Origin of the sequence: Streptomyces platensis, from assembly GCF_008704855.1 — a bacterium.
Taxonomy (GTDB): Bacteria; Actinomycetota; Actinomycetes; order Streptomycetales; family Streptomycetaceae; genus Streptomyces; species Streptomyces platensis.
On record NZ_CP023691.1, the window covers coordinates 1,318,099 to 1,336,091 of the forward strand.

The 17,993-nt window shown below is 71.0% G+C and carries 21 protein-coding genes; 11 read left to right on the forward strand and 10 right to left on the reverse strand.

Annotation, left to right across the window (positions count from 1 at the left end):
* The first annotated feature begins 294 nt into the window (after positions 1-294).
* The 5 genes from CP981_RS05420 to CP981_RS05440 all read left to right on the forward strand — a co-directional run bounded on the left by CP981_RS05420 (position 295) and on the right by CP981_RS05440 (position 4,533).
* On the forward strand, positions 295-1,131 hold the full coding sequence (locus tag CP981_RS05420; RefSeq protein ID WP_085924066.1) for a hypothetical protein: 837 nt from the start codon (positions 295-297) through the stop codon (positions 1,129-1,131).
* A gap of 97 nt (positions 1,132-1,228) precedes the next feature.
* Positions 1,229-1,627: a DUF7144 family membrane protein gene (locus CP981_RS05425; protein ID WP_085923993.1), complete on the forward strand. Its 399-nt coding sequence runs from the start codon at positions 1,229-1,231 to the stop codon at positions 1,625-1,627.
* Between the two features lie 22 nt (positions 1,628-1,649).
* A complete protein-coding gene (locus CP981_RS05430; protein WP_085923994.1) occupies positions 1,650-3,044 on the forward strand; it encodes a DUF2252 domain-containing protein in 1,395 nt (464 codons plus the stop codon).
* 138 nt (positions 3,045-3,182) lie between these two features.
* The gene (gene ku, locus CP981_RS05435) at positions 3,183-4,154 is read left to right on the forward strand and encodes a non-homologous end joining protein Ku (RefSeq protein WP_085923995.1); all 972 of its coding nucleotides are present in this window, start codon (positions 3,183-3,185) and stop codon (positions 4,152-4,154) included.
* Positions 4,155-4,302: 148 nt separating this feature from the next.
* A complete protein-coding gene (locus CP981_RS05440; RefSeq protein WP_085923996.1) occupies positions 4,303-4,533 on the forward strand; it encodes a hypothetical protein in 231 nt (76 codons plus the stop codon).
* A 42-nt stretch (positions 4,534-4,575) separates the two neighbouring features.
* Here the strand turns inward: CP981_RS05440 and CP981_RS05445 are convergent, their stop codons facing one another.
* A complete protein-coding gene (locus CP981_RS05445) occupies positions 4,576-6,105 on the reverse strand; it encodes an alpha/beta hydrolase (protein WP_085923997.1) in 1,530 nt (509 codons plus the stop codon).
* Positions 6,106-6,466: 361 nt separating this feature from the next.
* Between CP981_RS05445 and CP981_RS38100 the strand changes: the two genes are divergently transcribed.
* From CP981_RS38100 to CP981_RS05470, 5 genes are all read left to right on the forward strand, one after another.
* The gene (locus CP981_RS38100; protein ID WP_208852897.1) at positions 6,467-7,393 is read left to right on the forward strand and encodes a histone H1-like repetitive region-containing protein; all 927 of its coding nucleotides are present in this window, start codon (positions 6,467-6,469) and stop codon (positions 7,391-7,393) included.
* 6 nt (positions 7,394-7,399) lie between these two features.
* A complete protein-coding gene (locus tag CP981_RS05455) occupies positions 7,400-8,398 on the forward strand; it encodes an SRPBCC family protein (protein WP_085923998.1) in 999 nt (332 codons plus the stop codon).
* Positions 8,395-9,258, forward strand: a complete 864-nt coding sequence (locus CP981_RS05460) for a Rieske (2Fe-2S) protein (protein ID WP_085923999.1) — start codon at positions 8,395-8,397, stop codon at positions 9,256-9,258. Before CP981_RS05455 ends, CP981_RS05460 begins: the two co-directional genes overlap by 4 nt.
* A gap of 312 nt (positions 9,259-9,570) precedes the next feature.
* Positions 9,571-10,539 (forward strand): SDR family NAD(P)-dependent oxidoreductase, encoded by a 969-nt coding sequence (locus CP981_RS05465; RefSeq protein ID WP_085924000.1) that lies wholly within the window; start codon positions 9,571-9,573, stop codon positions 10,537-10,539.
* A gap of 198 nt (positions 10,540-10,737) precedes the next feature.
* A complete protein-coding gene (locus CP981_RS05470) occupies positions 10,738-11,274 on the forward strand; it encodes a Dps family protein (RefSeq protein ID WP_085924001.1) in 537 nt (178 codons plus the stop codon).
* Between the two features lie 75 nt (positions 11,275-11,349).
* On the opposite strand, the gene CP981_RS05475 is transcribed toward CP981_RS05470, so the two are convergent.
* The 9 genes from CP981_RS05475 to CP981_RS05515 form a co-directional block, all read right to left on the reverse strand.
* Positions 11,350-11,523, reverse strand: coding sequence for a CsbD family protein (locus CP981_RS05475; RefSeq protein WP_085924002.1), 174 nt, complete (start codon positions 11,521-11,523; stop codon positions 11,350-11,352).
* A gap of 12 nt (positions 11,524-11,535) precedes the next feature.
* Positions 11,536-11,949, reverse strand: coding sequence for a gas vesicle protein K (locus CP981_RS05480; protein ID WP_042160321.1), 414 nt, complete (start codon positions 11,947-11,949; stop codon positions 11,536-11,538).
* Entirely contained in the window at positions 11,939-12,187 is a 249-nt protein-coding gene (locus tag CP981_RS05485; RefSeq protein WP_085924003.1) for a gas vesicle protein, read from the reverse strand. Before CP981_RS05485 ends, CP981_RS05480 begins: the two co-directional genes overlap by 11 nt.
* On the reverse strand, positions 12,184-13,005 hold the full coding sequence (locus CP981_RS05490) for a GvpL/GvpF family gas vesicle protein (protein WP_085924004.1): 822 nt from the start codon (positions 13,003-13,005) through the stop codon (positions 12,184-12,186). The genes CP981_RS05485 and CP981_RS05490 overlap by 4 nt, the downstream gene beginning before the upstream one ends.
* Positions 13,002-13,502 (reverse strand): gas vesicle protein, encoded by a 501-nt coding sequence (locus CP981_RS05495; protein ID WP_085924005.1) that lies wholly within the window; start codon positions 13,500-13,502, stop codon positions 13,002-13,004. The genes CP981_RS05490 and CP981_RS05495 overlap by 4 nt, the downstream gene beginning before the upstream one ends.
* Positions 13,503-13,601: 99 nt before the next feature.
* A complete protein-coding gene (locus CP981_RS05500; protein ID WP_085924006.1) occupies positions 13,602-13,853 on the reverse strand; it encodes a gas vesicle protein GvpG in 252 nt (83 codons plus the stop codon).
* 9 nt (positions 13,854-13,862) lie between these two features.
* The gene (locus tag CP981_RS05505) at positions 13,863-14,576 is read right to left on the reverse strand and encodes a GvpL/GvpF family gas vesicle protein (RefSeq protein ID WP_085924007.1); all 714 of its coding nucleotides are present in this window, start codon (positions 14,574-14,576) and stop codon (positions 13,863-13,865) included.
* A gap of 3 nt (positions 14,577-14,579) precedes the next feature.
* Positions 14,580-15,035: a gas vesicle structural protein GvpA gene (locus CP981_RS05510; RefSeq protein WP_190841441.1), complete on the reverse strand. Its 456-nt coding sequence runs from the start codon at positions 15,033-15,035 to the stop codon at positions 14,580-14,582.
* A gap of 87 nt (positions 15,036-15,122) precedes the next feature.
* Positions 15,123-15,539, reverse strand: a complete 417-nt coding sequence (locus CP981_RS05515) for a gas vesicle protein GvpO (RefSeq protein WP_085924008.1) — start codon at positions 15,537-15,539, stop codon at positions 15,123-15,125.
* Positions 15,540-15,808: 269 nt separating this feature from the next.
* On the opposite strand from CP981_RS05515, the gene CP981_RS05520 reads away from it, so the two are divergent.
* The gene (locus CP981_RS05520) at positions 15,809-17,944 is read left to right on the forward strand and encodes a SpoIIE family protein phosphatase (RefSeq protein ID WP_085924009.1); all 2,136 of its coding nucleotides are present in this window, start codon (positions 15,809-15,811) and stop codon (positions 17,942-17,944) included.
* The last annotated feature ends 49 nt before the right edge of the window (positions 17,945-17,993 follow it).

Here is a 17,993-nt window from a genome sequence, read left to right on the forward strand (position 1 = left end):
ACCGGGCCCCGATCCGGTGCCCCCGCAGCCACCACGTCCCGAGCCGGACCCGGTCCCGCCCCATCCGGCGCCGCCGGGGCCGGAGCCCGGCCCCGCGCCCGATCCGCTCCCGGCCCCGGGCGTGGGACGGGCCGCGCCACCGGGCAGCTCCGGACCGCCGGCCCCGGAGCTGCGGGGTACACCCGCACCACGCTGACAAGGCAGGCCCTGGCCATCCCACGGCGGATCGCCAGGGCCTGCCCATGGGTCGGTGTGGCCCGCGCCGACCCGGCGGACAGGTTCTACGCTCGGCGGGTGCGGAATTCCGAGGAGCGTGCCGAGGGCGCGGGACCGTTCATCACCCGGCTGACCTGGCGCCTCGAAGAGGGCGGCACCGCCGTCTGGGAGTCGCGGGCGGCCCGTAAGCGCGGGACGCTCGCCGTACGGCCCGAGGGCGCCGCCGAGACCAGTGCGCAGCGCGCCGGCGCCCCGGCGCTCGACCGGCTGCGCCGGCTCAACGGCGTGGCCGCGGTCTCCTTCACGATCGGCGGGGCCCTCTTCGCCCTCGGCGCGGCGCTCGCCCAGTGGAGTTCGGGCCCGGCCACCAGCGCCACGATCTACTTCACCGGCGGGGTGTTCTTCACCCTGGGCGGCTATGCCTCACTCGTTCAGGCCATCAACGCGCCGCGGCGGGAGAGCATGGCCGGTTCGCTGACCACGCACCGCTTCCGGTGGTGGAGCTACGAGCCGGGCCGGATCGACTGGCTCAGTACGTTCGTGCTGTTCGCAGGGACGCTGGTGTTCGGCGTCAATCTGCTGGATTCCTTTCTCCAGGGGCTCACGAGCCGCCAGCTGGACCGGCTGGTCTGGGCGCCCGACATGATCGGCTGTCTGCTGTTCCTGATCTCGGGTCATCTGGCGATCGCCGAGATCTGCCACGGCCGGCCGTGCATCCACCGGCGCAGCCTCGGCTGGTGGATCGTCGCGGTCAATCAGCTGGGATCCGTGCTCTTCATGGTCTCCGCGGTGGCCGCGTTCACCCGTCCGGAGACCGGCAGTGAGATCAGTGTCGGCGTCGCCAACTGGGGCACTCTCACGGGAGCCCTGTGCTTCGCGGTCGCCGGTGTGCTCCAGGCCTTCGAACGTCCCTGACATGCGGACGACCGGCCCCTGTGTAAACGTGGATTGCACTGCTGGTCACCGGCGGGTCCGGTATGGACGGCCAGGTTTCTCAAGTGAGGAGTGACCCATGGCCACTCAGAAGCGATATGTGGGCGGCTGGACGGCGTTCGCCGCGGTCCTGATGATTTTCGGTGGCGCGATGGCCTTCCTGGAAGGCATCTCCGCCCTCGCCAAGGACCAGGTCTTCGTCACCACACAGAACTACGTCTTCTCCTTCAACCTCACGGGCTGGGGCTGGATCCATCTCATCCTGGGCATCGTCATCCTGCTCGCGGGTGTCGCACTGCTCGCGACCGGGGCGATGTGGGCACGGGTCATCGGTGTGATCCTGGCCGGCCTGGGTGCGCTCGCGAACTTCCTGTGGATTCCGCACTACCCGTTCTGGGCCATCGTGCTGATCGCCATCGACATCTTCATCATCTGGGCGCTGTGTACGGACAACCACCGCCACGCCGCCACCAGGTGAGCTGAACCCTCCGGCACCGGCCATGACCACCGGACCCACCGCACAGGAACGCGCGGAACGGGGCAGGGCACTTCGCTCCGAAGTGCCCCGCTCCCGTCATGCGGACTTCCAGCCCACGGCGGACCGCGCCGATCCGGTGGACATCATCGAGCGGCAATCGGCCGTCCGCGTACCGGAGTTGGTACCCATCCGCTACGGACGGATGCTGGAGTCGCCGTTCCGCTTCTACCGCGGTGCCGCCGCCATCATGGCCGCGGACCTGGCGACCACCCCGTCGACGGGGCTGCGGACCCAGCTGTGCGGGGACGCCCATCTGCTGAACTTCCGGCTGCTGGCCTCCCCCGAGCGGCATCTGATGTTCGATATCAACGACTTCGACGAGACCCTGCCCGGGCCGTGGGAGTGGGACGTCAAACGGCTGGCGGCCAGCTTCGCCATCGCGGGCCGCGGCAACGGTTTCAGCGAGACGGTCCGGGCCGGCATCGTCCGGACCGCCTGCGCGTCCTACCGCGACCGGATGCGTCAGTACGCGGACCTGCGGACCCTGGAGGTCTGGTACGCCCATGCCGACATGGCCGACGTGCAGGCCGAGGAGGCGCAGGAGCTGGGCAGCAGGGGCCGGGCGAGGATGTCCCGGGTCATCACGGAAGCCCGTACGCACGACACCGTGCAGGCGTTCCACAAGCTGACCCGGAAGAGCGCCGACGGCCGGGTCCGCTTCGCCGCAGATCCCCCCTTGATCGCGCCGCTGGACGAGCTGCTGCCGGACGTGGCGCGCGATGAGCTGGAGGAGCGGATCCACGGGCTGATCGAGGGCTATGCCGGCACTCTGCGGTCGGACCACCGGCGGCTGCTGGAGCAGTACCGGGTGGTCGACATGGCCCGCAAGGTCGTGGGCGTGGGCAGTGTGGGCACCCGCTGCTGGATCGTGCTGCTGCTCGGCAAGGACACCGAAGACCCGCTGCTGCTCCAGGCCAAGGAGGCCGACGAATCGGTCCTCGCCCCGTACGCCGGCGCGGCCCTCCAGCGCAACCAGGGCGAACGCGTCGTGGACGGCCAGCGGCTGATGCAGGCCGCCAGTGACATCTTTCTCGGCTGGGACCGGGTCACCGGGATCGACGGCCGCGACCGCGACTTCTACGTACGCCAGCTGCGCGACTGGAAGGGCATCATGCCCGCGGACTCGATGGTGCCGGTGGGCATGCGGCGGTTCGCGGTGCGCTGCGGTGCCACGCTGGCCCGCGCGCACGCCCGCTCCGGCGACCGGATCGCGATCGCCGCCTACCTCGGGCGGGGAACGGTCTTCGATGAGGCGCTGGCGCGGTTCGCGGAGCGTTACGCGGACCAGAACGAGCGCGATCACCAGGCACTCGTGGACGCGGTCCGGGAGGGCCGGGTCACCGCCCGGCCGGGCTGAACCGGCGGGAGGCGCCGCAGCGGCGAGGGGGCGTCCCCGCCGTCGCCACCCGTTCGGCGCACCCGGTATCGCCCGGGATGTACGGTCCGTCCGCCCCGCCTAGCATGGTGCCGAATGGCTCCGATGAAGGCGGCCCCCATGCGCCCCACGGCGAAGTTCTCCATCAGCTTCGGCCTGGTCACGATCCCGGTCGCCGCGTACAACGCCACGGACACCTCCGCGTCGGTGAGCTTTGTACGGATCCATACGGCGGACGGCGGGCGGGTGCGCAATCAGCCCGTGTGCTCGCTGGAGGGCGTCGAGATCACCCAGGACGAGATCGGCCGGGGCTACAAGCCCGGCGACGGCGACACGGTCGTCCCGCTGAGCGACGAGGATCTGGACGCGCTGCCGCTGCCCACCGCGAAGACCCTGACGATCCTGGCCTTCGTCGCCGGCGGCGACATCGACCCGCTACAGATGGGCAAGGGCTACTACCTGGGCATCGACAGCCCCGCCGCGGCCAAGCCCTATGTGCTGCTGCGGGAGGCGATGGAGCGGCATCAGCGCGTCGGGCTCGGCAAGATCGCGCTGCACGGGCGGGAGACCCTCGCGATGATCCGCCCGATGGAGGATGCGCTGGTCATGCAGGTGCTGCTGTGGCCGCACCAGATCCGTTCGATGGACGGGGTGCTGCCCGAGCGGCAGGCGGAGGTCGCCCGCAACGAGGTGTCGGCCGCCGAGGCCCTGATGGACTCCTTCGGCGAGCTGTCGGACGACGATCTGCACGATCACTACCGGGAGTCGCTCGAAGAGATCGTGGCGGCGAAGCTGGCGCACCGTGAGCCGGAGTTCCCGGCCGGCGAGGAGCAGCCCGCCGGCGAGGTGATGGACCTGATGGCGGCCCTCCAGGACAGCGTCCGGGCGGCCAAGAGGTCCCGCGGCGAGGACGAGGAGGCCGCGCCCCGGTCCGGCCGTACCGCGAAGAAGAGCACGGCGAAGAAGAGCACGGCGGCGAAGTCCACCGCCACCAAGAGCACCGCCACGAAGGCCGCCGCCAAGAAGACCGCCGCCAAGAAGCAGACCGCGGCGAAGAAGACCGCGGGCAGGGGCGGGCGGCGGGCCGGCTGAGCCGCCCGCCTCCCGCCACCGGGCCCCGGCCGCCGGTGGCCGCCCTGCCCTGCCCTGCCCTGCCCTGCCTGTGCACATAAGGCGTCCGCCGCGGGGTACGCGAGCGTCATCAGGCCTTACTGCCCATACAGTTACGGAGGCTGACGCCATGGGTATCGGCGGATGCATCGGTCTGCTCGCGGTGGGGGCGATTCTCACCTTCGCGGTGGACTGGCACATGGCCGGCATCAACGTCGACCTGGTCGGCATCATCATGATGATCGTCGGCATCATCGGGCTCGCGACCTATGTGAGCATTCTGAAGCGGCGGCGCGTCCAGCCGCCGTCCCCGGGCGCCCCGGTCATCGATGTCGAGGACACCCCCCGTTACTACAAGTAGGTCCCGGCCATGCGGTCTTCGTTCCGCCGCCGGCCCCACCCATCAGCCGCAGGACGTACCGGCCTTCGGCAGGACCCCGTTCAGCAGGAAGTCGTCGACATGGCGCTGCACACAGAGGTCTCCGGTGGTGTAGGCGGCATGTCCCTCACCGTGGAAGGTCAGCACGACACTCGAATTGCCCAGCTCACGGGCCATGTTGAAGGCGCCCTCGTACGGCGTCGCCGGGTCGTTGCTGGTCGCGACGAGCAGCAGGGGCGGCGCATCGGGCGCCGCGACCACGCGGGAGGAGTCATCGCCCGCCACCGGCCAGCCGTAGCAGTCCAGCAGGAGCGGGGCGATGTCCGGCCCGAAGAGCGGGGACGCCTTGGTGAGTTCGCGCTCCGCCCGGGGGTAGTCGTCGGCGCCATAGCGTTCCGAGGTGTCCCGGCACGAGATCGCCCGGAGGGCCAGCTGGTCCTGCGGCGGTAGCTCGTCCCGCCCCACCTGCGGTGCCGGGACCGTACGGGCGGCGCTGCCGCCGCCGCTCTCGCTCAGGCGGAGGATCCCGGCGGCGTCGCCCCGCCGCAGCTGCGCCAGCGCCTGGCGCAGTTGCGGCCAGTCGCTTCTGCTGTAGAGGGCCTCCCGCAAGGCGTACACATAGGTGGTCTCATCCACCGTCTCGCCCTTCACCTTCATCGGCCGTTCACTCAACTCCTGGTACCACGTCCGCAGTTGCTCCTGCGCCTGGCGCTTGTCGCCGCCCAGTGGGCAGCCCACGCCCTGGAGGCAGTCGGCGGCGAAGTCGTCCAGCGCCCGCTGGAAGCCCCGGGCCTGGGCCAGTGCGGTCTGCCAGGTGTTCTTGGTCGGGTCCTCGACGCTGTCCAGGACCATCCGGCCGACCTTGTCGGGGAACTCATGGGCATAGACCGCGCCCAGCTTGCTGCCGTAGGAGAAACCCAGGTAGTTGAGCTTGTCGTTGCCGACCGCGGCGCGCAGGACGTCCATGTCCCGGGCGACATCGGGGGTGCCGACCCAGCGCAGCAGCCCGCCGGAGTACCGGCCGCAGGCCTCGTTGATGTGCTTCTCCTTCGTGGCGAGGCTGTCGTCACCGCCCGTGGCGAGTTTGCTGCCGCAGGAGATGGGTTCGGTGTGGCCGGTGCCGCGCGGATCGAAGCTGACGATGTCGTAGCGCTGGTTCAGCCGGGCGAAGGCGTTCCCGCTGTCGATCAGATAGTTGACGCCGGAAGCACCCGGCCCTCCGGGGTTGATCACCAGTGAGCCGAGGTGCTCGCCGGGCCCGGTCGCCTTCAGCCGGATCAGCTGGACCTGCATCGTGCTCCGCTTGGGATTGGCGTAGTCCCGCGGCACCTCCATACGGGCGCACTCCAGGCGTTCCCGGAAGCCGGGCGGCTGGGAGGCGCCGTCGCTCTGCGCGCCGTTCTGGAGGTCCTGGCCACAGGGCTCCCAGGACAGTGTCTGCTGGTAGAACGGCGTCAGCTCGGGGTCATCGACGGCCCCCGCGGCCGGAGTTCCCGCGAAAACACAGAGCAGCGCCACCACCGCCGCCAGGGCCGACAGCCGCAGGGCTGTCATGCGCCGGCGAACACACCGCGCTCCCCCTACTCCCACACGAGACGGTGCACGGCGTGTTCCCGGCATATTCCGAGCCTAGGGCCGTTGCACAGCTCCCGCACACCTGCCGTGAGCCCGTTGCCGTGGCCCCCCTGCCGGGCCGGCCGCAACCGACGGTTCACGGCCCCATGCCCCGGCAACCCAGCGGCACCGGGCCCTTTCAGAGCGTGGTCCCGGGGGCTTTTCGGTCCGCTCAAGATGCGGAGGCCGCGACTCCGACCACCCTGGAGAGTAGGGCAGAACGATGCCACCGCGTGGCGGGGCCCTGCACAGACGCCCATCGGCTGCACGGCCGGGAAAACCGGGAAAAGGTGACGCACCCATGAATGACGGAACCAAGGTCCTGCTGGCCGCCGCCTTGGCCGGTGGTTATGTGCTGGGCCGGACGAAGAAGGGCCGGTTCGCGCTCACGATGGCGTCCTATGTCGCCGGGCGTCAATTCGGGCTCGAACCACGTCAGCTCGTGACTCAGGGGCTGCGCAAACTCAGCGAGATTCCCCAGGTCGCAGAGCTGGGTGACCAGCTGCGCGGAGAGGTGCTGGACGTCGGGAAGAAGGCCCTGACGACCGCGGCCAACCGCCGTCTGGAGACGCTCGCCGACACCCTCCACGACCGTACCCGCGTGCTCGAATTCGGCCCGGAGGAGGAAGAAGGCGAGGAGGAAGAGGGGGAATTCGAGTACGACGAGGAGGAAGAGCCGGAGGAGGAAGAGGAAGAAGAAGAAGAGGAGGAGCCCGAGGAGGAAGAAGAGCCGGAAGAGGAGTACGACGAGGGCGAGGGTGCGGAGGAGGAGCCCGAGGAGGAGGAAGAAGAAGAGGAAGAGGAGCCCGAGGAGCGGCCCCGTCGGCGTAGGCCACGAGCCGGCGCACAGAAGCGGGGTGGGCCGCCCGCCAAGAAGGCCGCCGGGAAGAAGGCGGCCGACAGCCGGAAGACCGCGGCGAAGAAGACCGCGCCCGCCAAGAAGACCGCGGCAAAGAAGACGGCCGCGAAGAAGACGGCGGCGAAGAAGACCACCGCACAGAAGACAGCCAAGAAGGCACCCGCCAAGAAGGCGGCCCCGGCAAAGAAGACCGCGGCCAAGAAAACCGCCGCGAAGAAGACCACGGGCAAGACGGCCGCGGCCAAGAAGACGGCGGGCAAGGCTGCCGCCAAAAAGGCTCCTGCGAAGAAGACTGCCGCGCAGAAGAAGGCAGCTCCTGCGAAGAAGAGCGCCAAGAAGACAGCATCGCGCGTCGAGCGCCGGAGGTAACCGGTCATGGCCAAGACGGGACAGAACGACATGGGCTCGGGCCTCGATCGGCTGCGAGACGAACTGGGGAACTACGCGACGCAATGGGTGGGGAACCTGGCCGGAAAGGCCGGCGGCAAACTGACGGATGTGACCGGACAGCTCACCGATGTCGCGGAGGGCGGCGGATCGCTGTCCAAGATCGCGGGCAATCTCCTCGGCGGTGACTCGCCCGTCAAGGCCGCCCTCAAGGGGACGGCGGAGAACGTGAAGGACACCGTCACCGGAAAGGCCAAGGAGCTCTTCGGCGGCGGAAAGGGAAAGCGCAAATCGGGGGACCAGAAGGTCACCAACATCATCGAGGTCCTCGACGTCGGGGTGCCGCTGCGCACTGCCTACGACCACTGGACGCAGTACGAGAAGTTCAGCGGCTTCACCAAGGGCGTCCGCAATGTGTCGATGCACGATGAGACGACCAGTGACTGGAAAGCCAAGGTCGGTCCGTCGACCCGGGGCTGGAAGGCCACTGTCCAGGAGCAGGTGCCGGACGAACGCATCGTCTGGACATCCGAGGGTGCCAAGGGATCGACCCGCGGTGCCGTCAGCTTCCACGAACTGGCGCCGAATCTGACCCGCATCGTGCTGGTCGTCGAGTATTACGCCTCGGGATTCTTCGAGAAGACCGGAAATATCTGGCGCGTCCAAGGACGGCGGCTGCGGCTGGACTTCAAGCACTTCCAGCGCTACGTCACGCTCACCGACGAGGAGCCGGAGGGCTGGCGCGGCGAAATCCGCGAGGGCGAGGTCGTCCGGACCCACGAAGAGGCCATCGAGGACGAAGAGGCCGAGGAGCGCGAGGGCGAAGAACGCGAAGGCGAGGACGAGGGCGAGGAGTACGAAGAGGACGGCGAGTACGAGGACGAGGAGGAAGCCGCGGACGAAGACGAGGAAGGCGAGGAGGAAGAAGAGGGCGAGGACGGCGAATGGGATGAGGAAGAGGAAGACGAGGAGGAAGAGGAGGAATGAGCTCCGCACTCGTGAAATCACTTGACGCGCCGGGCCGTTGGGAACAGCTGGACACGGTGATCGGCCCGGTGCAGCGGGTGGTGCGCGGCCTGCCTCTGGGGCGCTTCCGCGATGTGCTGCACGGCCTGCCGATCGGTCATCCGCTGCACCCGGCGCTGGTGCAGCTGCCGATGGGCGCCTGGATGTCCGCCGCGGTGCTGGACACCGTCCCGGGTACCCGGCGCGGCGCCCGCCTCCTCGTGGGGGTGGGCGTCCTGGCGGCCGTACCGGCCGCATGGGCCGGCTGGGTGGACTGGGCCGAGCAGCACGAGGACCAGATGCGTACCGGGCTGGTGCATGCGGGGTCGATGGCCCTGGCCATCGGCCTCTACGCGAGGTCCTGGGTGCATCGCGGCCGCGGCAGCACCGCGCGCGGCAAGCTGCTCGGGTTCGCCGGGCTGTCCGCGGCCGGCGCCGGCGGCCTGCTCGGCGGGCATCTCGCCTTCCGGCAGGCTGCGGGGCCCAACAAGGCGGAGCCGGTCCCCCATCTGCTGGAAGAGGGCTGGCACCCCGTGGGCAGCGTGGCGGACTTCCCGGTCGGCGAGGCCGTGCGCCGGGAGCTCGGTGAAGTGCCCCTGCTGGTGGTGCGTCAGACGGGCGGTGAGATCCATGTGCTGGCCGGGCGGTGCAGCCATCTGTCCGGGCCGCTGACGGACGGCACCCTCGCCGACGGCTGTGTGACCTGCCCCTGGCACGGCAGCGTCTTCCGGCTCTCGGACGGCGCGAACGTCGGCGGTCCGGCGACCGCTCCCCAGCCCTCCTTCCGGGTGAGCGTGGAGGGCGACGGCACCGTTTACGTGCAGTTGCCCGGCGCGGGCTGAGGCGTTCGCGGGCGCGCTCCGGGACGGGGCGGGGCACGCGGCCGGGCCGGGCACTCGCCGCTCCCCCCGGTGGCCGCCACCGCCCGACTGGCCGAACGCCCCCTGGTGGGTGCTGCGCCCCCTCCCGGGCCTCACCCGCCCCCGGCCGCCCGGCAATCCCTCCGTGCGGGTGCGCGAACGCCCTGCTCAGCGGCCGTACGCCCGGCCCGCCGTGAGCCGCCGCCCGCTACCGTCGAAGAGCGTGCGCGTCCGGCCCCGCCCCGTGGGGCCGTGCCCGGCCGTGCCGATCCGCGTCCAGTGGAAGGGCTCATCATGCGTGTGCTTCCGGCCGCTCCCCCGATCGGAGGGCTCACCGCTGTCGTCACCGGCGGCTCGCGGGGACTCGGGCTGCTCATGGCCCGCCAGCTGCTGCGGCGCGGCTGCGATGTCGTGCTGCTGGCCAGGGACGAGGCCGAACTCGGCAGGGCCGTCGGGAAGCTGCGGCAGTGGGGCGGCGGGACGGTGCGCGCCGTGGTGTGCGATGTACGGGACCGTGCCGCGGTGCAGGACCGGCTCGCGGAGATCGCCGAGGAGCACGGCGGGCTGGACATCGTCATCGCCAACGCCGGCATCATCCAGGTCGGCCCGGCCGACGCGCTGGGCTCCGACGGCTTCGAGGAAGCGATGGACTCGGTCTTCAACGGGGCCCTGAACACCGCGCTCGCCGCCCTCCCCCACCTGCGGCGCAGCCCGGCCGGCGGCCGGCTGGCGCTGGTCGGGTCGGTCGGCGGCCTGCTGGCGGTGCCCCATCTGCTGCCGTACTCCTGCGCCAAGTCCGCGGTGGCCGCGCTGGCCGAAGGGCTGCATGCGGAGGAGGCACCGCACGGTGTCACGGTGACCGCGGTCCACCCCGGACTGATGCGCACCGGATCACATCTGCACGCCCTCTTCGGCGGGGACCGGCGCCGGGAGTACGCCTGGTTCTCGGCGCTGGCCGGGGCCCCGGTGCTCTCCATGAACGCCGAACGGGCGGCGGAGCGCATCGTGACCGCGCTCCAGCGGCGGCGGCCCCGGATCGTGCTGACGCCGGCGGCCAGGCTCGGCGCCACGGCGCACGGGCTGGCCCCGGTGACCACCACCCGGCTGGCGTCCGCGGTCGCCCGGGTGCTCCCCCGCAACGGGGCCCGCGGCACCGTCGACGGTTCGACGGTCGCCGCCGGGGAACAGCCACCGGCCCGTCGGCTCCGCGGTGTCCTCGGCGCCCTCAACGAACGGGCGGCCGACCGCTTCAACCAGCGGTGAGGGCCCGTACGGGCGGCGTGGGGCCTCGCACGTCGGAACGGCCCCGGCCGCGGGACGGAATGCGGAATGCGAGGCGTCCCGGTGTTTCCGGGCCGAGTTGCCGGGCACGCGGACTGGCACGACAGGAAGAGCCGACCTGTGGTGAAAGGAGAATGCATCGTGGCTGCGAGCAATTCCCCCGCCTATACCGTTCCCGGTATGACCGAGACCGAAGGGGGAGAGGTCATCGGACGGCTGCGGATGAGGCTGCACGCGCTCAATGACCTGGCCCTCACTCTCAAGCATGTGCACTGGAATGTCGTGGGGCCGCACTTCATCGCCGTCCACGAAATGCTCGATCCGCAAGTCGACGCGGTCCGTGCCATGGTCGACGCGACCGCGGAGCGCATCGCGACGCTCGGCGGCTCCCCCACCGGGACGCCCGGCGCGCTGACCGCCGAGCGGACCTGGGACGACTACTCCGTCGGACGGGCGCAGGCCATCGAGCACCTCGGTGCGCTGGACGTCGTCTACTCGGGCGTCATCAAGGACCACCGGGCGGCGGTGGCCGCCACCGACGGCATCGACCCGGTGACTCAGGACCTGCTCATCGAGCATCTGCGGTCCCTGGAACTCTTCCAGTGGTTCGTCCGGGCGCATCTGGAGAGCGCCGGCGGCACCCTCAGCACAGGCTCCGCCAACGGGCTGTCCGAGGCGGGCCGGGCGGCCGCCGAGCAGGCGCGCCGGCAGCCCTGACCGAAGCCCCTCGGGTGGCCCACCCCAGGGCGCCGGCCCCGCCGTCGCGGAAAGGCGACGGCGGGGCCGCGGCGGTCAGTGCTTAAGCGTGTCCCGGCCCTTTTCCACCGCCTGCTTCATTTTCCCCAGGGCCTGTTCCGCCTTGCCCCGCCTTTGGAGGCCTTTGTTTCCGAGGGCCCTCCCCGTCGTTTCCTTGGCCTTTCCCTCGACAATATGGCCGAGGTTTCTGGTCTTCTTGGCGATACCCATGGTGTGCTCCCTTCAGGGTTCTTCGGCGGGTGGCAGCAGGGTCCCGAGCGGCCCGAGATCCAAATTGAGGTCCTGCATCGTCAGTTCATAGCGGGCGCAGAGTTCCACCATGCGGTCGTGCAGAATCATCAGCGTCGCTCCCAGGCGTTCCTCCTGTTCCTCGGTGAGGTCCCCGGCGTCGACGCGTTGCAGGGCCTGGCGTTCCATCAGCTGGCGCAGCAGCTCGACCAGAGTGAGGACGAGCTTGATCAGGTCCCGCTCCACCGTGTCGGGGTCGGCGCTGATCCGGTGCGCCGGATGCCGGGCCGCCGGGCCGCCGGGCGGCGGGATGTCCTGGGGTGCCGCGGGCAGCAGGCGGAAGGCCCGGTCGGCCGCGTCGGCGACATCGTCGAACCGGTTGCCGGGGCGGCGGTCCTCAGCCGTCATGGTCGTCCCGTACCGGGGTGGTGAGGGCGGACCACGGGGAGGGGTTCTGTTCGCTGATGGAGACGATCAGGGCGCGCAGCGAGATGCGGACGAGGTCGATGTCGGCGATGGAGAGCACGACATCGCCGGTGAGGACCACACCACCGCTGAGCAGCCGGTCCAGCAGATCGATCAGTGCGATCTGCCGGTCCGGCAGAGGTTCGTCCGTCGTTGCCGGCGGCCCGCCCGCCGGCCTCATGGAGCGGCTCCCGGCACCGGTTCGGTCTCGGGCGGCGTGGCGAAGGAGTACGGGGCCCAGGGCCCGGTGACCTCCACGCGTACCCCGGACAGCCCCTCGGCGGCCCGGCTGACGTCGGCACGGAAGCTCTCGGCCTGCCCGAGCGGCACGAGGTAGGCGTCGTTGACGACGTTCTCGCCCGGCCCGCGGGCGAGTTCGCCCTGCTGCACCCGGTGCTGGACCCGGTCGACCGCATGGCCGCGGGCGGCGGCCTCGACCCGCCGGGCGACCTCTTCTGCGTCGCGGTAGGCGTCCTCCCGGGCGTGCCGCTGTGCCTTGCGGTGGCTGAGGTAGGCGCGCCCGGGGCTCAGGCCGGTGTCCGCGTCCGCGGGCGGCGCGGCCGGCCGGTCGGTGGGCGCGGGCGCCTCGACATAGATCTTGACGCCCCACTCCGTGTGTGCGGCCAGTTCGGCCAGCCGGCCGGCGAACGCCTCCTGACGGGCCTCCAGCATGCTGCGCACCCGCTCGTCATCGAGGTACACCGTCGCCAGCCGGAGCGGCAGGACGGTGGTACGGGCGGCCAGCGCCTCGATCACCCGGTGATGGGCGCGGGCCACCGACTCCAGCCACTCCAGATCCTCCAAGTTGGCGCGCAGCGCGGCCTCGTGGAAGTCCTCCTCGGGCACCGGGCTCACGGCGACCACCACGTCACCGCGCTCCCCGGCCCGGACCAGATGCACCGGTGCGTCCGCGACCCCCGGCAGTCCGGCCAGCGCCTCCGCCAGCGACCCGCCGGTATCCCGCGCGACCGCGTACGCATAGCTGATGAGCTCGGTCATGAGGTGTCCCGCCGCTTCTTGGTACGGGGGCGGGGCTCGGGCCGTTTGGCACGGGCGCCACCGGTGCCGCGGGTGGCCCGGCGGGCGGCGGGACGGGGCTTGTCCTCGGCCTCGGCCTCCCCCTCCTCCTCATCCTCGTACTCGTACTCCTCCTCGTCCTCCTCCTCGGCCGCGGGCAGTTCGTCGCCCTCCCGCATGGCCCGGATCTCGGCGCGCAGCCGTTTGTTCTCGTCGGCGAGCGAGCGGTAGCCGTCGGACGCGCGGGACGAGAGCGAGGGGTCGTGCTCCCACCAGTCGATGCCCATCTCCTTCGCCTTGTCCACCGAGGCGACCAGCAGGCGCAGTTTGATGGTGAGCAGTTCGATGTCCAGCAGGTTGATCTGGATGTCGCCGGCGATGACGATGCCCTTGTCCAGGACCCGCTCCAAGATGTCGGCAAGGTTGGCCGAGGAGCCCTGCCCGCCGTACGGGCCGGCCCGGGACGGATAGTCGCCCATTCTCCTGGCGACGGGTTCGTTCACGGCCGCTGCACCTCGATTCCACGCGTTGCGACGGGAGCGCGGGGCGGCGCTCCCGTTCCGCGGCGGCCACCGCGGTCAGCTGTTGGTGCCCTGGGCATGGGCCCTGATCTCGTCCAGCCGGTCCAGCAGCTCGTCCTCTCGCCGGTCGAAGGCCTCCTCGGAGATCTCTCCCGCCAGCAGCGCGCGTTCGAGCTCGGCGAGTTCCCGCTCGATGGGTTCGGGGTCGTAGTACTCCTGCTCCGCCGCGTCGAGGGCGCGTTCCATGACCCAGGCCACGCCGCGCACCGGCGCCAGCGGAAGGGTGGCAATCTGACTCAACAGGCCCATGGGGACCCCCTAGACGAAACTGTAGGCGGGCAGCGGGCCGAGCAGGCGGAGGTCGAAGTCCTCCCCCAGCTCCTTGGCGAGATCCCGCTGCGCACCGAGGAAACTCTTCTCGTTGTCCTGCTCCACCAGGAAGGACACGCTCAGGAAGTCGTTCCCGGTCGGTGGTGAGAGGCGCTCCTCCCGGGCGAAGCCGCGCAGCGCGTCGAGGACTCGGGCGGCGAGTTGCTCCTGTCGTGCCTGCACTTCCTGGGAGACCATCTCACCGAGGGCGAGCGGGAGTTCGGGTGCCGCGTTGCCGCTTCTGATCTGTTCGTTGAGCTGTCGTGCCTGATCCGACTCCGTGAGGATCTGCCGCAGCAGCGCGTCCTCGTCCTGGGCAGCCTTCAGGTGGTATTCGGCGCAGCCCTCCAACGCCTCCAGCCGCTCGGCGAATTCGTCCGCCCGCTCTTTCAGGACGGCCCGTACGGCCTCGTCGTCCGTGGTCGTGAAGCCGAACTGCAAGGGCAGGACGGTGCCGTCGGCCATCAGCCGTTCCTGGACGGCCTGGTGCGCGCCGAGGTCGCGGCGCTTGGGCCGCAGCTCCTCCGGGGCGTCGCTGACGACGGCGGACAGCTGCTTGCTCTGCACCGTGCGGAGCTCGGACGGGGGGTTTCCCACCCCGTGGAGGCCCTCCAGGTTCTGCGGATGGGTGGTCGCGAGGATGGAGTAGACGTAGACCGACATCCCTCACTCCTTTCGGCGCCGGGCCGGCCGGCGAGCGGACCGCTCGCGCCGCTCGGCGGGCTCCTTGCGCCTCGACTCGTGTTCCTCGTCGTCGTCACCGCCGCCCTTGAGTGCGTCGGTCACCGCTTCCGCGGCCCCGGACAGCGCGCCCTTGGTCTTGCCGTGCGAGCCGCCCTCGGTCACCTCACCGACGAGGTCGGTCAGCTGGGAGGGTGCCTTGCGTCCCGCTTCCAGGTCGAGGCGGTTGCAGGCCTCGGCGAAGCGCAGGTAGGTGTCGACGCTCGCGACGACGATGCGGGCGTCGATCTTGAGGATCTCGATGCCCACCAACGACACACGCACAAAGGCGTCGATGACCAGACCGCGGTCCAGGATCAGATCGAGGATGTCGTAGAGGTTTCCGGAGCCTCCGCCGCCACCTGCGGCAACGGGTCCTCCGCCTTGCGGCACCACAGTCACGGTGCCTCCCTTCACCGGCTCGCTCCGGCCTTACGGAGCGGCCGTCTCGTTCGCCGGGCGAACGTTCCCGGGTGGCTTCCCGGGGCCCTATCGGCGGTCGATCTGGCCTCGGGTGTAGCGGCGGGTGCGCTCGTACGCCACCAGTTCGCCTTCCTTGTCCAGCACCACCCGGTAGGTCGCCATCACGCTGGTGGTCCCGGGGACGCGTTCCAGCTCCAGGACTTCCACGTCCGCCTGCCAGCCGTCCTCCGTCGGCTGCACCGCGGAGACGGACTCGGGAGCCCGCCCCAGCAGTTCCTTGAGCTGGTCCGCCGCGTACCGCATGGCACGTGGCGCCGAAACACGACGGCCGGTGCGCGGCTCTTCGCTGTCGCTTTCGCTCTCGCGGTGGCCGGCCGGGACACTGCTGGCGCTTCCGGCGGTTTTTTTGACGGTTTTCTTGGCGGTCTTCTTACCGGACGGACGCCGAACTCGTTCGGTCTCGTCCTCTTCGCCTGTGGCCATGTTTCTCTCCGAAATCGGAGGCGACATGCTGCCCGCGCCACTACAAAGAGGCGCCATTTCATGATACGCGGCTTGAGCTGAGCGCATCTTGGAGCCGAAATGCCTGGTCCCGGGGCTGCCGGCACCGGCCAGGCAGCGAGTGCCGGGGCCCGGTGGGCGGCGTAACGTCAGCACTGTCCCGGGAGAGACGTCATGGCGCTCTCGGCACGGGGAGAAACCGGCGGGCCGGAGTGGGTCTCGATGGCACGACGACAGTGCGCAGGTGCGCGATGACCGGCGGGAACGGGCCCGGCCCGGCGGCCGACCCGGTGGGCCGGGCGCTGCTGCGTGCGATGGCGGAGACCGGGGCGTCCGTCGGCGGGGTCTATGTGCTGGCGGCCGACGCGCCGGTCCTCCAGCTGACCGTCATGAGCGGAGTGCCGGCGCCCTTCCTGGCCCCGTGGGACCGGGTGGCGCTGGCGGCCCCCATCCCGGTCGCCGTCGCCACCCGCGAACAGCGTCTGGTGTGGGCGGGCGGCCAGCAGCAGATGGCCCGCGACTTCCCGCGGACGGCGGTGGCGGCGCCCTATGACTTCTCGCTGGCGGCGGCCCCGGTCAGCAGCCCGGCCGGCAGCCTGGGCGCCTTGCTGCTGCTGTGGCCCGCCGGCCACGCGTCCCAGCTGTCGGCGGCGGAACGCGACGCGGTGACGGCCGCGTGCCGGCGCCTGGCGGCGCCGCTGGCGCGGCACCCCCGGCCCGACGGCGCCGGTCCGTCCGACGCGCCGCGAGTCCTCGCGCCGCCGCCGAAGCGGGCCGTGAGCCCGGACGAGGCGCTGGCGGCGGCCGACTACCTGGAGCGGCTGCCCGGCGGCTGCTGCGCCCTCGACCTGGAGGGACGTATCACCCTGGTCACGCAGGGCGCGGCGGAGCTGCTCGGCGAGAAGGGCAGCCGGCTGATCGGCGCGCGCCCCTGGGAGGCTCTGCCGTGGCTGCGCGACCCGGTCTTCGAGGACCGCTACCGCGCCGCGGTGCTCAGCCGCCGGCCGACCTCGTTCACCGCCAGCCGGCCGCCGCACCACTGGCTCACCTTCCGGCTCTTCCCGGACAGCAGAGGTCTGAGCGTGCGGATCAGCCCGTCGGACAAGGACTACGGCCCGGTGGCGCCCGCACCCGCGCAAGGGGAGGTCCTGCCGGTACGGGCCGGGCAGATCTATCACGTGCTGCATCTCGCGGCGGCTCTCACGGAGGCCGTGGGGACGCAGGATGTGGCGGATCTCGTCGCCGACCAGATCGTGCCGGCGTTCGGCGCCCAAGGCATGCTCATGTACGTGGCGGAGGCGGGCCGGCTGCGGACCATCGGGCATCGCGGCTACTCCGCCGAGGCGGTCGCCGCCTTCGAAGGAGTCGCTCTCGGCGCCGCCAACAGCCCCGCCGTCCACGCCCTCGCCACCGGGGAGCCCAGCTTCTTCTCGTCCCCCGAGGAGATCGAACGCGACTACCCGGGACTGCCTCGGCTGACCGGCAAGGCGGCGCGGGCCGTGCTGCCGCTGATCGTGTCCGGCCGCCCGGTCGGCTGCTGCATCCTCGCGTACACCCGGGCCCGCACCTTCAGCCTGGAGGAACGCCAGGTCCTGACCTCACTGGCGGGGCTGATCGCCCAGGCGCTGGACCGGGCCCGCCTGTACGACACCAAGCAGCAGCTTGCGCACGATCTCCAGGCCGGCCTGCTGCCGCATGTGCTGCCCCCGGTGCCGGGATTCGCCGTCGCCGCCCGTTACCTGCCGTCGACCCGCGGTATGGACATCGGCGGCGACTTCTACGATCTGATCCGCCTCAACGAGCACAGCGTCGCCGCCGTCATCGGTGACGTCCAGGGCCACAACGCGGCGGCGGCCGCCCTCATGGGGCAGGTCCGCACCGCCGTCCGCGCCTACGCCACCGCCGGGGCGGCGCCGGACGAGGTGCTGGCCCGGACGAACCGGCTGCTGACGGATCTGGACCCGGGTCTGTTCACCAGCTGTCTGTACGTCCATATCGACCTGCGCACCCGCCGGGCGCGCCTGGCCGGCGCCGGCCATCCGCCGCCGCTGCTGCGCCACCCGGACCGGCACACCACGGTGCTGCATGTGCCCCCGGGGCTGCTGCTGGGCATCGAGCCCGGGGCCCGGTACTCCGCCACGGAGATCACCCTGCCGCCGAAATCCGTCCTGGCGCTCTACACCGACGGCCTGATCGAAACGCCGGGGACCGATCCGGATCTCTCCGTCGCCGACCTCGCCGGACGCCTCAACGACGCCCCGCCACTGGGCCCGGACCGGCTCGCCGACTCCCTCCTGGAGAACCGGCACGGCGACGCGGACCGGCAGGACGACGTGGCCCTGATGCTGCTGGCGGCGCTGCCGTCCGGCCCGGTCACACTCGATTGAGACCTGGGGCCCGGGAGGACACGATCACTGAAGTGGGCGACAGAAGAAG

Bases quoted from the DNA above. Each gene is read 5' to 3' on its own strand.
- CP981_RS05425 (WP_085923993.1), top strand. From the start codon at position 1,229: ATGGCCACTCAGAAGCGATATGTGGGCGGCTGGACGGCGTTCGCCGCG.
- CP981_RS05430 (WP_085923994.1), top strand. From the start codon at position 1,650: ATGACCACCGGACCCACCGCACAGGAACGCGCGGAACGGGGCAGGGCA.
- ku (WP_085923995.1), top strand. From the start codon at position 3,183: ATGCGCCCCACGGCGAAGTTCTCCATCAGCTTCGGCCTGGTCACGATC.
- CP981_RS05440 (WP_085923996.1), top strand. From the start codon at position 4,303: ATGGGTATCGGCGGATGCATCGGTCTGCTCGCGGTGGGGGCGATTCTC.
- CP981_RS05445 (WP_085923997.1), bottom strand. From the start codon at position 6,105: ATGACAGCCCTGCGGCTGTCGGCCCTGGCGGCGGTGGTGGCGCTGCTC.
- CP981_RS38100 (WP_208852897.1), top strand. From the start codon at position 6,467: ATGAATGACGGAACCAAGGTCCTGCTGGCCGCCGCCTTGGCCGGTGGT.
- CP981_RS05455 (WP_085923998.1), top strand. From the start codon at position 7,400: ATGGCCAAGACGGGACAGAACGACATGGGCTCGGGCCTCGATCGGCTG.
- CP981_RS05460 (WP_085923999.1), top strand. From the start codon at position 8,395: ATGAGCTCCGCACTCGTGAAATCACTTGACGCGCCGGGCCGTTGGGAA.
- CP981_RS05465 (WP_085924000.1), top strand. From the start codon at position 9,571: ATGCGTGTGCTTCCGGCCGCTCCCCCGATCGGAGGGCTCACCGCTGTC.
- CP981_RS05470 (WP_085924001.1), top strand. From the start codon at position 10,738: ATGACCGAGACCGAAGGGGGAGAGGTCATCGGACGGCTGCGGATGAGG.
- CP981_RS05475 (WP_085924002.1), bottom strand. From the start codon at position 11,523: ATGGGTATCGCCAAGAAGACCAGAAACCTCGGCCATATTGTCGAGGGA.
- CP981_RS05480 (WP_042160321.1), bottom strand. From the start codon at position 11,949: ATGACGGCTGAGGACCGCCGCCCCGGCAACCGGTTCGACGATGTCGCC.
- CP981_RS05485 (WP_085924003.1), bottom strand. From the start codon at position 12,187: ATGAGGCCGGCGGGCGGGCCGCCGGCAACGACGGACGAACCTCTGCCG.
- CP981_RS05490 (WP_085924004.1), bottom strand. From the start codon at position 13,005: ATGACCGAGCTCATCAGCTATGCGTACGCGGTCGCGCGGGATACCGGC.
- CP981_RS05495 (WP_085924005.1), bottom strand. From the start codon at position 13,502: ATGGGCGACTATCCGTCCCGGGCCGGCCCGTACGGCGGGCAGGGCTCC.
- CP981_RS05500 (WP_085924006.1), bottom strand. From the start codon at position 13,853: ATGGGCCTGTTGAGTCAGATTGCCACCCTTCCGCTGGCGCCGGTGCGC.
- CP981_RS05505 (WP_085924007.1), bottom strand. From the start codon at position 14,576: ATGTCGGTCTACGTCTACTCCATCCTCGCGACCACCCATCCGCAGAAC.
- CP981_RS05515 (WP_085924008.1), bottom strand. From the start codon at position 15,539: ATGGCCACAGGCGAAGAGGACGAGACCGAACGAGTTCGGCGTCCGTCC.
- CP981_RS05520 (WP_085924009.1), top strand. From the start codon at position 15,809: ATGACCGGCGGGAACGGGCCCGGCCCGGCGGCCGACCCGGTGGGCCGG.